The organism is Mycolicibacterium neworleansense (assembly GCF_001245615.1).
Taxonomy (GTDB): Bacteria; Actinomycetota; Actinomycetes; order Mycobacteriales; family Mycobacteriaceae; genus Mycobacterium; species Mycobacterium neworleansense.
In genome coordinates this window covers 993,441-1,005,921 of the sequence record NZ_CWKH01000002.1, presented here as the reverse complement: position 1 = coordinate 1,005,921, position 12,481 = coordinate 993,441, and the positions used below count along the sequence as shown (strand labels likewise).

The following is a 12,481-nucleotide window of genomic DNA, read 5'->3' as shown; positions in this document are numbered from 1 at the left end:
CTTGCGAGAGAGGGCGCACATGCAACTGGGGTTAGTGGGCCTGGGCAAGATGGGCTTCAACATGCGCGAGCGCCTGCGCACCGGTGGCCATGAGGTCGTGGGATACGACCCGCGTCCGGAAGTCAGTGATGTGGCCAGCCTGGAGGATCTGGCTGCCGCGCTCGAGACGCCGCGGGTGGTTTGGGTGATGGTGCCCTCGGGCACTGTCACGCACCAGACCATCGTCACGCTGGCCGATGTGCTCGACGCCGGTGATCTGGTGATCGACGGTGGCAATTCGCGCTACACGGAAGACGGCCCGCACGCAAAGTTGTTGGGCGACAAGGGAATCAACTTCATCGATGCAGGTGTGTCGGGCGGCGTCTGGGGGCTGCACGAGGGTTACGGGCTGATGGTCGGTGGCAGTGACGCCGATGTGGCTCGAGCCATGCCGATATTCGACACGCTGCGGCCCGAGGGTGAGGTGGCCGACGGATTCGTCCATGCCGGCCCGGTCGGCGCCGGGCACTACGCCAAGATGGTGCACAACGGCATCGAGTACGGCCTGATGCACGCCTACGCCGAGGGGTACGAGCTGCTGGCAGCCGAGGACCTGATCACCGATCCCCAGGCCGTCATCCAGGCCTGGACCAACGGCACGGTGGTGCGGTCGTGGCTGCAGCAATTGTTGGCCAAGGCGCTCAAGGAGGATCCGGGCTTCGCCGCGATCAGCGGGTACACCGAGGATTCCGGGGAAGGCCGCTGGACCGTGGAAGAGGCGATCAGTCACCGGGTTCCGATGCCGGTGATCGCCGCGTCGTTGTTCGCCCGGTTCGCCTCGAGACAAGAGGACTCCCCCACCATGAAAGCGGTGTCGGCGTTGCGCAACCAGTTCGGTGGCCACGCTGTGCACCGGATCAGTGAGTCCGGTTAGGCGCCATTCCGATGTATGTCCGTCACCTGGGACTGACCGACTACCGGTCCTGGGCACACGTCGAGCTCGAGCTCGAGCCCGGCCGCACGGTATTCGTCGGGTCGAACGGCTTCGGCAAGACGAATCTCGTTGAGGCGCTGTGGTATTGCGCTACCCTGAGCTCTCATCGGGTCGCTACCGACGCTCCCTTGATCCGGGCCGGTGCGTCGCGCGCCATCGTCTCGAGCATCGTGGTCAACGAGGGCCGGGAGCTCGCGGTCGATCTCGAGATCACCAGCGGCCGGGCGAACAAGGCCCGGCTGAACCGGTCGCCGGTGCGTTCCCCGCGAGAGATCCTCGGGGTGTTGCGCGCGGTGCTGTTCAGCCCGGAAGACCTGGCGCTGGTACGCGGGGACCCAGGTGAACGGCGCCGCTACCTCGACGAGTTGGCCACCACCCGCCGGCCGGCCATCGCCGGTATCCGCGCCGATTATGAGAAGGTGGTGCGCCAGCGCACCGCATTGCTGAAAACCGCTGCGGGAGCACGTTATCGAGGCGATCGTAGCGTCCTGGACACCCTCGATGTGTGGGACGGACACCTCGCCGCCCACGGTGCCGCGCTGATCGCGGCGAGGATTGCGCTCGTCGAGCAGCTGCACCCCGAGGTCCAGAAGGCCTATCAATTGTTGGCGCCGTCCAGCAGGCCGGCCGCGATCCGCTATCGCAGCAGTGTGGAGGCGATCGAGAACGCTCCGGGACTCGAGACCGCGGAGTTCTACGAGGCCGCGTTGCTCGATGCGCTGGCGCGCCGGCGTGACGCCGAGCTGGATCGCGGGGTCTGTCTGGTCGGTCCCCATCGGGATGATCTCGAGCTGTGGCTCGGCGATCAACCCGCGAAAGGTTTTGCCAGCCACGGCGAATCGTGGTCGATGGCGCTCGCCCTGCGACTGGGTGCCTATGAGTTGCTGCGTTCGGACGGCGTCGATCCGGTGCTCCTGCTCGACGATGTGTTCGCCGAGCTGGATACCGCGCGTCGTCAAGCGTTGGCGGCCGTGGCCGGTGAAGCCGAACAGGTGCTGGTCACGGCGGCCGTCGGCGAGGACATTCCGCAGGACTGGGCGGTCAACCGGGTCGAGATCAGAATGACCGACGGCGATCAGGGACGGATATCGGTGGTGCAGCCATGACGAACGATCCCGGCGAGTCCTCCGACCCGGCCCCGGCCGTTTCGCCCGAAGAGTTGACCCGCATGCGCGGGATGGATCTGGTGCGCCGCACCCTGGAAGAGGCTCGAGGCGCGGCCCGCAGCCAGGGCAAGGATGTCGGTCGTGGCCGCAGCGCTCCGGTCCGGCGCGTGGCGGGCAATGCCGGCCGGCGCCGCAGCTGGTCCGGTCCGGGTCCCGACGTGCGCGATCCGCAGCCACTCGGCGCGGCGACACGGGATCTGGCCAAGGTGCGGGGCTGGTCCTCGAGGGTCGCCGAGGGTTCGGTGTTCGGTCGCTGGCGGACTGTGGTCGGAGACCAGATCGCCGACCACGCCAACCCGACAGCCCTCAACGAGGGTGTGCTGACCGTCTCGGCGGAATCCACCGCATGGGCCACTCAGCTGCGGATGGTGCAGTCCCAGCTGCTGGCCAAGATCGCCGCCGCGGTCGGCGACGGTGTGGTGACCTCACTGAAGATCGTGGGCCCGGTCGGCCCGTCCTGGCGAAAGGGCCGGTATCACGTCGCCGGCCGCGGCCCCCGCGATACCTACGGCTAGGACTGCGCTGAGAACGCCGAGACGCCCGAAATGGATCTCCTCAAGCGTCCGGAGGCACCAATGCCCGAGAAATTCCGCGCACGGCGCAGTTAGATAGGTGGAAACGCCGCTACAGAGTCGGCCCTGTACTCCTCGACCGGTAGACTGTGGCGAGATCTGCAGGGCGGTGACGCAACCGCCTCCCGCGAACCCCAAGGAGACGCGTCCGACGTGGCTGCCCAGAAGAAAAATGCTCCAACCGAGTACGGCGCCGATTCGATCAAGGTGCTCGAAGGATTGGAGGCGGTTCGTAAACGTCCGGGCATGTACATCGGTTCCACCGGTGAGCGGGGTCTGCACCACCTGGTGTGGGAGGTCGTCGACAACGCGGTGGACGAGGCCATGGCCGGCTTCGCCACGAAGGTCGACGTCCGCATCCTCGAGGACGGCGGCGTCCAGGTCACCGACGACGGCCGCGGCATCCCGGTGGCCATGCACGCCACGGGCATCCCGACCGTCGACGTCGTGATGACGGTCCTGCACGCCGGCGGCAAGTTCGAGGAGGGTGCCTACCAGGTATCCGGCGGTCTGCACGGCGTCGGTGTCTCGGTGGTCAACGCGCTGTCGACCCGGCTCGAGGCCGACATATACAAGGACGGTTACGAGTGGTTCCAGACCTACGACAACTCGGTGCCGGGAACCCTCAAGCAGGGTGACAAGACAACGAAGACCGGTACCACCATCCGGTTCTGGGCGGATCCGAATGTCTTCGAGACCACGGTGTACGACTTCGAGACCATCGCCCGGCGGCTGCAGGAGATGGCGTTCCTCAACAAGGGTCTGACCATCGAGCTCACCGACGAGCGGGTGACCCAGGACGAGATCGTGGACGAGGTCGTCGCCGACACGGCGGCCGCCCCCAAAACCGCGGAGGAGACGGCGGCCGAGGCCGCCGCCCCACACAAGGTGAAGCACCGGACCTTCCACTACCCGGGTGGTCTGGTCGATTTCGTCAAGCACATCAACCGCACCAAGACGGCGATCCAGCCAAGCGTCATCGATTTCGACGGCAAGGGCACCGGCCACGAGGTCGAGATCGCGATGCAGTGGAATGCCGGTTACTCCGAGTCGGTGCACACGTTCGCCAACACGATCAACACCCATGAGGGCGGTACCCACGAGGAGGGGTTCCGCTCGGCGTTGACCACCGTGGTGAACAAGTACGCCAAGGACAAGAAGCTGCTCAAGGACAAGGATCCGAACCTCACCGGCGACGACATCCGTGAGGGCCTGGCCGCGGTCATCTCGGTGAAGGTCGCCCAACCGCAGTTCGAGGGCCAGACCAAGACCAAGCTGGGAAACACCGAGGTCAAGTCGTTTGTTCAGAAGATCTGCAACGAGCAGCTGACCCACTGGTTCGAGGCGAATCCCGCCGAAGCGAAAACTGTTGTGAACAAGGCGGTTTCGTCAGCACAGGCCCGTATCGCTGCCCGCAAGGCCAGAGAGCTGGTTCGGCGCAAGAGCGCAACCGACATCGGCGGCCTGCCGGGCAAGCTGGCCGACTGCCGCTCCACCGATCCGACCAAGTCCGAACTGTATGTGGTGGAGGGTGATTCCGCCGGCGGCTCGGCCAAGAGCGGCCGGGACTCGATGTTCCAGGCCATCCTGCCGCTGCGCGGCAAGATCATCAACGTCGAAAAGGCGCGCATCGACCGGGTTTTGAAGAACACCGAAGTCCAGGCGATCATCACGGCGCTGGGTACGGGTATCCACGACGAGTTCGACATCAGCAAGCTGCGGTACCACAAGATCGTGCTGATGGCCGACGCCGACGTCGACGGCCAGCACATCTCCACCCTGCTGCTGACCCTGCTGTTCCGCTTCATGAAGCCGCTTGTCGAGCACGGCCACATCTTCCTGGCGCAGCCACCGCTGTACAAGCTCAAGTGGCAGCGGCAGGAACCGGAGTTCGCCTACTCCGACCGCGAACGTGACGGCCTGCTCGAAGCCGGCAAGGCCGCAGGCAAGCGCATCAACGTCGACGACGGTATCCAGCGTTACAAGGGTCTGGGCGAGATGGATGCCAAGGAACTGTGGGAAACCACCATGGATCCGACGGTGCGGGTATTGCGTCAAGTGACGCTCGACGATGCTGCTGCCGCCGACGAGCTGTTCTCCATCCTGATGGGTGAAGACGTCGAAGCACGCCGCAGCTTCATCACGCGTAACGCCAAAGACGTTCGCTTCCTGGACGTTTAGGCAGACCCACCGATGCACACAGCATTCTCCTGTGAGCTCGAGTACGCACCTGCCCTGCGCGCCACCGTAATTCACGCCGCGCGCCCAAGGCCTTTGACCGCATCAAGCCGAGCCAACGAGCGAGGAACACATGACTGACACCACGTTGCCACCAGGCGACGGAACCTCTGACCGCATCGAACCGGTCGACATTCAGCACGAGATGCAGCGCAGCTACATCGATTACGCCATGAGCGTGATCGTCGGCCGCGCGCTGCCCGAGGTGCGTGACGGTCTCAAGCCCGTGCACCGCCGCGTGCTGTACGCAATGTACGACTCCGGCTTCCGTCCGGACCGCAGCCACGCCAAGTCGGCGCGCTCGGTGGCCGAGACGATGGGTAACTACCACCCGCACGGTGACGCGTCGATCTACGACACCCTGGTCCGGATGGCCCAGCCCTGGTCACTGCGCTACCCACTGGTCGACGGTCAGGGCAACTTCGGCTCGCCGGGTAACGACCCCGCAGCCGCCATGCGTTACACCGAGGCCCGGCTGACCCCGCTGGCCATGGAGATGCTGCGGGAAATCGACGAGGAGACAGTCGATTTCATCCCGAACTACGACGGCCGGGTGCAGGAACCCACGGTGCTGCCCAGCCGGTTCCCCAACCTGCTGGCCAACGGTTCGGGCGGTATCGCCGTCGGTATGGCCACCAACATCCCGCCGCACAACCTGCGTGAGCTGGCCGAGGCCGTGTACTGGTGCCTGGAGAACCACGAGGCAGACGAAGAGGCCACCCTGGCCGCGGTCTGTGAGCGGGTCAAGGGTCCCGACTTCCCCACCAGCGGCCTGATCGTGGGATCGCAGGGCATCCACGACGCCTACACCACCGGCCGCGGCTCCATCCGGATGCGCGGCGTCGTGGAGATCGAAGAGGACAGCCGCGGCCGCACCGGCATCGTCATCACCGAGCTGCCGTACCAGGTCAACCACGACAACTTCATCACCTCGATCGCCGAGCAGGTGCGCGATGGCAAGCTGGCCGGAATCTCGAACATCGAGGACCAGTCCAGCGACCGCGTCGGCCTGCGAATCGTGGTGGAGCTCAAGCGCGATGCCGTCGCGAAGGTCGTGCTGAACAACCTCTACAAGCACACCCAGCTGCAGACCAGCTTCGGCGCCAACATGCTCTCGATCGTCGACGGCGTGCCCCGCACGCTGCGCCTCGATCAGATGATCCGGCACTACGTCGCCCACCAACTCGACGTCATCGTCCGGCGCACCCGGTACCGGCTGCGCAAGGCCAACGAGCGGGCCCACATCCTGCGCGGTCTGGTCAAGGCGCTCGACGCCCTCGACGAGGTGATCGCGTTGATCCGGGCGTCGCAGACGGTTGAGATCGCCCGCGCCGGGCTGATCGAGCTGCTGGACATCGACGAGATCCAGGCCCAGGCGATCCTCGACATGCAGTTGCGTCGGCTGGCCGCCCTGGAACGCCAGAAGATCGTCGACGACCTGGCCAAGATCGAGGCCGAGATCGCCGACCTCGAGGACATTCTGGCCAAGCCGGAACGCCAGCGAAAGATCGTCCATGACGAACTGGCCGAGATCGTGGAGAAGTACGGCGATGACCGTCGTACCCGGATCATGCCGGCGGACGGCGACGTCAGCGACGAGGACCTGATCGCCCGCGAAGACGTCGTGGTCACCATCACCGAGACCGGATACGCCAAGCGGACCAAGACCGACCTGTACCGCAGCCAGAAGCGTGGCGGTAAGGGCGTGCAGGGTGCGGGGCTGAAGGCCGACGACATCGTCAACCACTTCTTCGTCTGCTCCACCCACGACTGGATCCTGTTCTTCACCACGCAGGGACGGGTGTACCGGGCCAAGGCCTACGAGCTGCCGGAGGCCTCGCGCACCGCGCGAGGTCAGCATGTGGCGAACCTGCTGGCCTTCCAGCCGGAGGAACGTATCGCCCAGGTGATCCAGCTCAAGACTTACGAGGACGCGCCGTATCTGGTGCTCGCCACCCGCAACGGCCTGGTGAAGAAGTCCAAGCTGGTCGACTTCGATTCGAACCGTTCCGGCGGCATCGTGGCGATCAACCTGCGCGACGGTGACGAGCTGGTCGGCGCGGTGCTGTGCTCGGCTGACGATGATCTGCTGCTGGTCAGCGCCAACGGGCAGTCCATCCGGTTCTCGGCGACGGACGAGGCGCTGCGGCCGATGGGGCGGGCCACCTCCGGCGTGCAGGGCATGCGGTTCAACGAGGATGACCGGCTGCTGTCCCTCAACGTGGTCCAGCCGGACACATATCTGCTGGTCGCAACGGCGGGCGGTTACGCCAAACGCACGGCGATCGACGAGTACACGGTTCAGGGCCGCGGTGGCAAAGGGATCCTGACGATCCAGTACGACCGCAAACGTGGCAGTCTGGTCGGAGCGCTGATCGTCGATGACGAGACGGAGTTGTACGCCATCACCTCCGGTGGCGGCGTCATCCGTACCGCCGCACGTCAGGTTCGCAAGGCCGGACGCCAGACCAAGGGTGTCCGCTTGATGAACCTGGGCGACGGCGACACACTGATTGCGATTGCGCGCAACGCCGAGGAGGACTCGGATCCGGATGGCGACGAGTCAGACGAGGCGTGACGCTGTCGCTGAGGCCCGCCGCGGACCTCGGCCTGAGCTAAGGAGCTGTTAGGTGAGTTCACCGAGCGAGCCGGGGTACCCGCGAGCGGGCGACCGGCCCGGCAGCTCCAACGGCTCGGGTACCGGGTCCGAGGGCCCCGCGTCGGCGACCAAGTCGACCGGGGTCCGCGCCGGCGGCGGTCAGATCACCGAGACGGGTGAGGCGCCGCCGTGGCAGCGCGGAACCGGGCCGGTGCGGAGCCGCGCGAGGACGCCGCCCACGCCCCCAGCGCGCACTCACCGGGTGTGGAAGCCCGGCTGCAGCGCTTCGTCGCCGGTAACGAGACCAAGGACACCGAGCAGCAGCCCCGTCCGGCCCGTCCGGCCTCGGCTCCCGCTGCCCCACCGACGTCGTCGGCTCCGCGCAACGAGCCGGTGCGTCCCGAGGCGTATGCGAGCGAGATCCCGGACCTGTCCGGACCCACGGTGCGCACACCGCAGCGCAAGGCCTCTGCCGATGCCCCGGCGGCCCGATCCTCGAGCAACTCCCCGACCACCCGGATCCAGGTGTCGGGCCGCACCGCGCATCAGGGTCCGGTGCGAGCCAGCATGCAGATCCGCCGGGTTGACCCGTGGACTGTGCTGAAGGTCTCGCTGGTGCTGTCGGTCGTCCTGTTCTTCGTATGGATGATCGCGGTGGCGTTCCTCTACCTGGTGCTCGGCGCCATGGGTGTGTGGAGCAAGCTCAACAGCAACGTCGGTGACCTGCTGACCAGTGCCAGCGGCGCCTCTGGAGGCGAATTGGTTTCCAGTGGAACGATTTTCGGCGGGGCGGCGCTGATCGGCCTGGTGAACATCGTGGTGCTGTGCGCGATGGCGACCATCGGGGCGTTCATCTACAACCTGACCACCGATCTGGTCGGCGGGGTCGAGGTCACGCTGGCCGACCGGGATTGATTTGGGAGTCGGCGCCCCCGTGCGGTAATCTCTGCGCTCGGTCGATCCCAATTTTCGGGCCTATAGCTCAGGCGGTTAGAGCGCTTCGCTGATAACGAAGAGGTCGGAGGTTCGAGTCCTCCTAGGCCCACGACACCCGGTGTAACCGGTGATCATCGAGAGGTTGCGCCATGCGGTTCATACTTCTGGCCGGCATCGCAGCCGCCGCGGTGATCGTCTGGCGATCGCGCCACGGTGAAGAGATTTGGCACGAGGCGGACGCTACGCCGCCCCGGCCGGATACGGGGCCTTAGCTCAGTTGGTAGAGCGCTGCCTTTGCAAGGCAGATGTCAGGAGTTCGAATCTCCTAGGCTCCACAAATCAAGAGCAGTCACGAGCGGTTCCGGCCTCAGACGCCGGAGCCGCTTTTTTTGTTCGTGACCACCACTGTCCCAGTCGGTAAGCTGCCGCTGTCCACAGGCGGCAGCGCCACCGTGAGGAAGAGGGAACTCCGTGATACGAGCGTTCATCGTGGGACTGGCCGTCATGACCGTCGCCGCGTGCGGGTCGGAGAGCGCCCCCGCGCCGTCCAGCCCGGCCGCCACCTCGGCCCAGGCCGCGGCCAGTGACGAACAACAGATCCGCGATCTGATCGACGAGCAGGAAGCCGCGATGGCGGGCTTCGACTTCGACAGGATGGCCGAGCTGACCTGTGCGCAGTACCGTGACGCCGTCCTGGCCCAGCCGGACACGATGTTCCCGCCGATCAGCGAGGCCGGAACCCCTGAGGAACTGGCCGCGAAGCCCGCCGATGTGCTGACCGAGGCGCTCAAACAGCAGTACCCCACCGCATCGGACGCCACGATCGGCAAACTCGTCGATGCGCTCATCCGGTACGACGAACCGGCCTACAAGGCTGCCAACCTCGAGATTCTGCGGCAGACCACCACGGTGACGATCGACAAGGTGGACAACGTCAAGGTCACCGGCGACAACGCGACCGCGGATCTGACCGTGTCCTGGAAATCCGGTGACCGGCCACCGGCCACGAGCACGGATTCGAACACGTTCCTCAAAGAGGGCGGTCAATGGCTGGACTGTGAGGAGCCGTCGGCGGAATAGCCGGTCTCACAACGGCTTTGACGGCGGGCCCGGGCTTCGATCAGGGCCGGGGTGTCACGTCGACGCTCGGTGGCAGCGGTGAGGGCTCGGGCCGGGTGGAGCGCCGCAGGATGGAGAACGTCACCGCTCCGCCCGCCAGGACCGCCGCCGCGACCCCGGCGAAAACCAGGCGGCGGCGGCGCCGCGATTTGGGCTGTGGCGCTGCCGCGGCCTCCTGCAGTACTTCGGGCAGCGCCGCCACCGCTTGCGCGGCCGCGGCGAGCTGACGGCGCAGCTTGCCCGACTCGTAGCGCTTGCGCAGACCGGCAGCCGCGGCCGACACGGTGTTCGCGCTGATACCCACCACTCCGCGGGTGACATCGACCGGGCCGACAGTGCTGTATTTCAAGCCGCGGGCTAGACGCTGACGGGGGGCCAACCGGGTATCGACGTTCGCGGTCATCGGGGCACCTTTCTGGGCACTGGCGGCGGAGGTGAAGTGCGGCCGTTTGTCGGCTGCGATCCAGACTGCCATCTCCGGGCGACTCTGGGGCCGTTGGTGGGGTATCTGACGGTTGCCGGCGACCGGGATGGCAGACTGGGTAGCCGTGACGAGCCCCATTCAGACCGCGACGGCGACACTGCACACCAACCGCGGCGATATCAAGATCGCACTGTTCGGAAACCACGCTCCCAAGACCGTGGCCAACTTCGTCGGCTTGGCGCAGGGCACGAAGGACTACAGCACCGAGAACGCCTCGGGTGGCACGTCCGGACCCTTCTACGATGGGGCGATCTTCCACCGGGTGATCGACGGCTTCATGATCCAGGGCGGCGACCCGACCGGCACCGGCCGCGGTGGCCCGGGCTTCCAGTTCGCCGACGAGTTCCACCCCGAGCTGCAGTTCGACAAGTCCTACCTGCTGGCCATGGCCAACGCCGGGCCGGGCACCAACGGCTCCCAGTTCTTCATCACGGTCGGCAAGACCCCGCACCTGAACCGGCGCCACACCATCTTCGGTGAGGTTGTCGATCCGGAGTCGCAGAAGGTGGTCGACGCCATCGCGTCCACCCCGACCGACCGCTCGGACCGTCCGACCGAGCCGGTTGTCATCGAATCGATCACCGTGTCATAACGGGCCGAACCCCGCACATACAAATGCGCGACGCCCCCGATCACGGGGGCGTCGCGTGTTGTGTGGGGGTATTCGTCACCGGGCCGTGAAACCGGCCTGTGTGAGTGCATCCAAGACGTCCAGCGGGTCGGTCCCCAGGTCCCACCGCGTGAGGACCTCCAGCCGGTCATCGACCGTGTCGATCTCCAGGAGGCGGACCCGTCGGGCGATCCGGCGGAACTCGGTGATGCGGATCAGCCGGATGTCATCGCGGCGATATGTCCGGGTATGCCACCAACCGGCGACCGTGAGACCGTCTTGGTTAATTGCCAGTTTGGGTCGTGCCCGCCACGACAATGTTGCGAACGTGAGCAATCCCACGCCAGCTATGCCGGCAAGAACACGTCCGGGCGGGTCTGTGATCAGCGTCACAGCCGGGATAGCCATCATGAGACCGGCTATGCCGCAACCAGCGACTCCGGCGGCCGGTGGGCCCCATTGAGTTTGCTGCACTGGTTGTTCACACCCTTTTACCAAGGCTAATGGAGTTATCCACAGGTGCTATCCCCAATGGGGATGAATCACAACGATGTGATTGAGCACCGCGATGGTTGCTGAACCGGTAACGCTGAAAACGTAAGATGAATTCATTATGAGGCGGCCGGTGGTCAGCGCCAGCGCATCGTGAGCAACAGCCCACTGATCATGAAAGCAAAGGCGATGGCGTAGTTCCACGGACCCAGGTCAGCCATCCACTGCAGGAAGGACGGCGTGTCCACCGGGTTGGTCGCGGCCAACTGGAACACCAGCAGCCACAGCAGGCCGAACAGCATGAGGCCGATGAACAGCGCGACAAACCACACACTCGACGGCCCGGCTTTCACCTTGACCGGAGTCCGGCTCACCGCCTTGATGGTGAAATCGTTCTTCTTACGGACTTTGGACTTGGGCATGGGTACCTTCGCGGACAGTCGGCGTCACACGGTGCGACGATGAGGCAGGATGCCTCACGAGCCTAACGTAGCTGTACGGCCAGGAGAGACTGTGATGGACCAACCGGATCGATCCCCGTGGCGCTTCGGCGTACCGGTGATCTGCCTGGCCGCCGGCTTGCTGCTGGCCGCCACACACGGGGTCTCCGGCGGTGACGAGATTCGCCGCAGCGATGCTCCCCGCCTCGTCGACCTGGTGCGCGAGGCACAGCAATCGGTAAATCGGCTGACCGCCCAGCGCGATTCGCTGTCCACCGAGATCGACAGCCATCACGGCGGATCCCCCGGATCGCACGCCGCGCTCGAGGCCATCACCAGGCGCTCCGCCGAGCTGGCCGTCGACGCGGGCACGGTACCCATGCGCGGTCCCGGCCTGGTGGTGACGCTCAACGACGCCCAGCGCGACGCCCAGGGCCGCTTTCCCCGCGACGCCTCCCCCGATGACCTCGTCGTGCACCAGCAGGACATCCAGGCCGTCTTGAATGCACTGTGGAGCGCCGGCGCCGAAGGCATCCAGATGCAGGACCAGCGCATCATCGCCACCTCGGCCCCTCGCTGCGTCGGCAACACCCTGCTGCTCAACGGCCGGACCTACAGCCCGCCGTACGTCATCACCGCGATCGGCGATGCGTCCGCCATGCAGGCCGCCCTGGCGGCCGCTCCGTACGTGACCCTCTACAAGCAGTACGTCGTGCGGTTCGGGTTGGGCTATGCCGAAGAACCCCGGGCCGAGGTCGAGCTCACCGGCTACACCGAGCCCCTGCGGATGCGCTACGCGAAACCGGCGGGGCCTGTCGGCTATTAAACCCGCTTTTCGGGGCCGGTAGCCTA

12 protein-coding genes and 2 tRNA genes are annotated in these 12,481 nt (G+C 66.0%); 11 read left to right on the top strand and 3 right to left on the bottom strand.

What is annotated here, in order from left to right; all coding sequences use genetic code 11:
- Position 1: 1 nt before the first annotated feature.
- The 9 genes from gnd to BN2156_RS20365 all read left to right on the top strand — a co-directional run bounded on the left by gnd (position 2) and on the right by BN2156_RS20365 (position 9,564).
- Positions 2 to 913, top strand: coding sequence for a phosphogluconate dehydrogenase (NAD(+)-dependent, decarboxylating) (gene gnd, locus BN2156_RS20410; RefSeq protein ID WP_264034958.1), 912 nt, complete (start codon positions 2 to 4; stop codon positions 911 to 913).
- Between the two features lie 11 nt (positions 914 to 924).
- The gene (gene recF, locus BN2156_RS20405) at positions 925 to 2,079 is read left to right on the top strand and encodes a DNA replication/repair protein RecF (RefSeq protein WP_090516763.1); all 1,155 of its coding nucleotides are present in this window, start codon (positions 925 to 927) and stop codon (positions 2,077 to 2,079) included.
- Positions 2,076 to 2,654, top strand: coding sequence for a DUF721 family protein (locus BN2156_RS20400; RefSeq protein WP_090516762.1), 579 nt, complete (start codon positions 2,076 to 2,078; stop codon positions 2,652 to 2,654). Before recF ends, BN2156_RS20400 begins: the two co-directional genes overlap by 4 nt.
- Before the next feature lie 210 nt (positions 2,655 to 2,864).
- Positions 2,865 to 4,892, top strand: coding sequence for a DNA topoisomerase (ATP-hydrolyzing) subunit B (gyrB, locus tag BN2156_RS20395; RefSeq protein ID WP_090516761.1), 2,028 nt, complete (start codon positions 2,865 to 2,867; stop codon positions 4,890 to 4,892).
- A gap of 130 nt (positions 4,893 to 5,022) precedes the next feature.
- A complete protein-coding gene (gene gyrA / locus BN2156_RS20390) occupies positions 5,023 to 7,527 on the top strand; it encodes a DNA gyrase subunit A (protein WP_090516760.1) in 2,505 nt (834 codons plus the stop codon).
- 210 nt (positions 7,528 to 7,737) lie between these two features.
- Entirely contained in the window at positions 7,738 to 8,463 is a 726-nt protein-coding gene (locus tag BN2156_RS20385) for a DUF3566 domain-containing protein (RefSeq protein WP_328287097.1), read from the top strand.
- Positions 8,464 to 8,519: 56 nt separating this feature from the next.
- Positions 8,520 to 8,593: transfer RNA gene (locus BN2156_RS20380), tRNA-Ile, on the top strand.
- Between the two features lie 153 nt (positions 8,594 to 8,746).
- Positions 8,747 to 8,819: transfer RNA gene (locus BN2156_RS20370), tRNA-Ala, on the top strand.
- 136 nt (positions 8,820 to 8,955) lie between these two features.
- A complete protein-coding gene (locus BN2156_RS20365; protein WP_131725185.1) occupies positions 8,956 to 9,564 on the top strand; it encodes an Rv0361 family membrane protein in 609 nt (202 codons plus the stop codon).
- Between the two features lie 40 nt (positions 9,565 to 9,604).
- Here BN2156_RS20365 and cwsA read toward each other — a convergent pair whose 3' ends face one another.
- The gene (gene cwsA, locus BN2156_RS20360; protein ID WP_090517518.1) at positions 9,605 to 10,006 is read right to left on the bottom strand and encodes a cell wall synthesis protein CwsA; all 402 of its coding nucleotides are present in this window, start codon (positions 10,004 to 10,006) and stop codon (positions 9,605 to 9,607) included.
- A 127-nt stretch (positions 10,007 to 10,133) separates the two neighbouring features.
- Between cwsA and BN2156_RS20355 the strand changes: the two genes are divergently transcribed.
- Positions 10,134 to 10,679 carry a peptidylprolyl isomerase gene (locus BN2156_RS20355; RefSeq protein ID WP_162490897.1) on the top strand — a complete coding sequence of 182 codons (546 nt, stop codon included), beginning with the start codon at positions 10,134 to 10,136 and terminating at the stop codon, positions 10,677 to 10,679.
- 75 nt (positions 10,680 to 10,754) lie between these two features.
- Here BN2156_RS20355 and BN2156_RS20350 read toward each other — a convergent pair whose 3' ends face one another.
- Together BN2156_RS20350 and crgA are read right to left on the bottom strand one after the other, a co-directional pair.
- Positions 10,755 to 11,171 (bottom strand): PH domain-containing protein, encoded by a 417-nt coding sequence (locus BN2156_RS20350; RefSeq protein WP_090516757.1) that lies wholly within the window; start codon positions 11,169 to 11,171, stop codon positions 10,755 to 10,757.
- A 155-nt stretch (positions 11,172 to 11,326) separates the two neighbouring features.
- A complete protein-coding gene (gene crgA, locus BN2156_RS20345) occupies positions 11,327 to 11,611 on the bottom strand; it encodes a cell division protein CrgA (RefSeq protein ID WP_029110467.1) in 285 nt (94 codons plus the stop codon).
- A gap of 94 nt (positions 11,612 to 11,705) precedes the next feature.
- On the opposite strand from crgA, the gene BN2156_RS20340 reads away from it, so the two are divergent.
- Complete coding sequence (locus tag BN2156_RS20340) at positions 11,706 to 12,455, top strand: DUF881 domain-containing protein (protein ID WP_090516756.1); 750 nt, start codon at positions 11,706 to 11,708, stop codon at positions 12,453 to 12,455.
- The last annotated feature ends 26 nt before the right edge of the window (positions 12,456 to 12,481 follow it).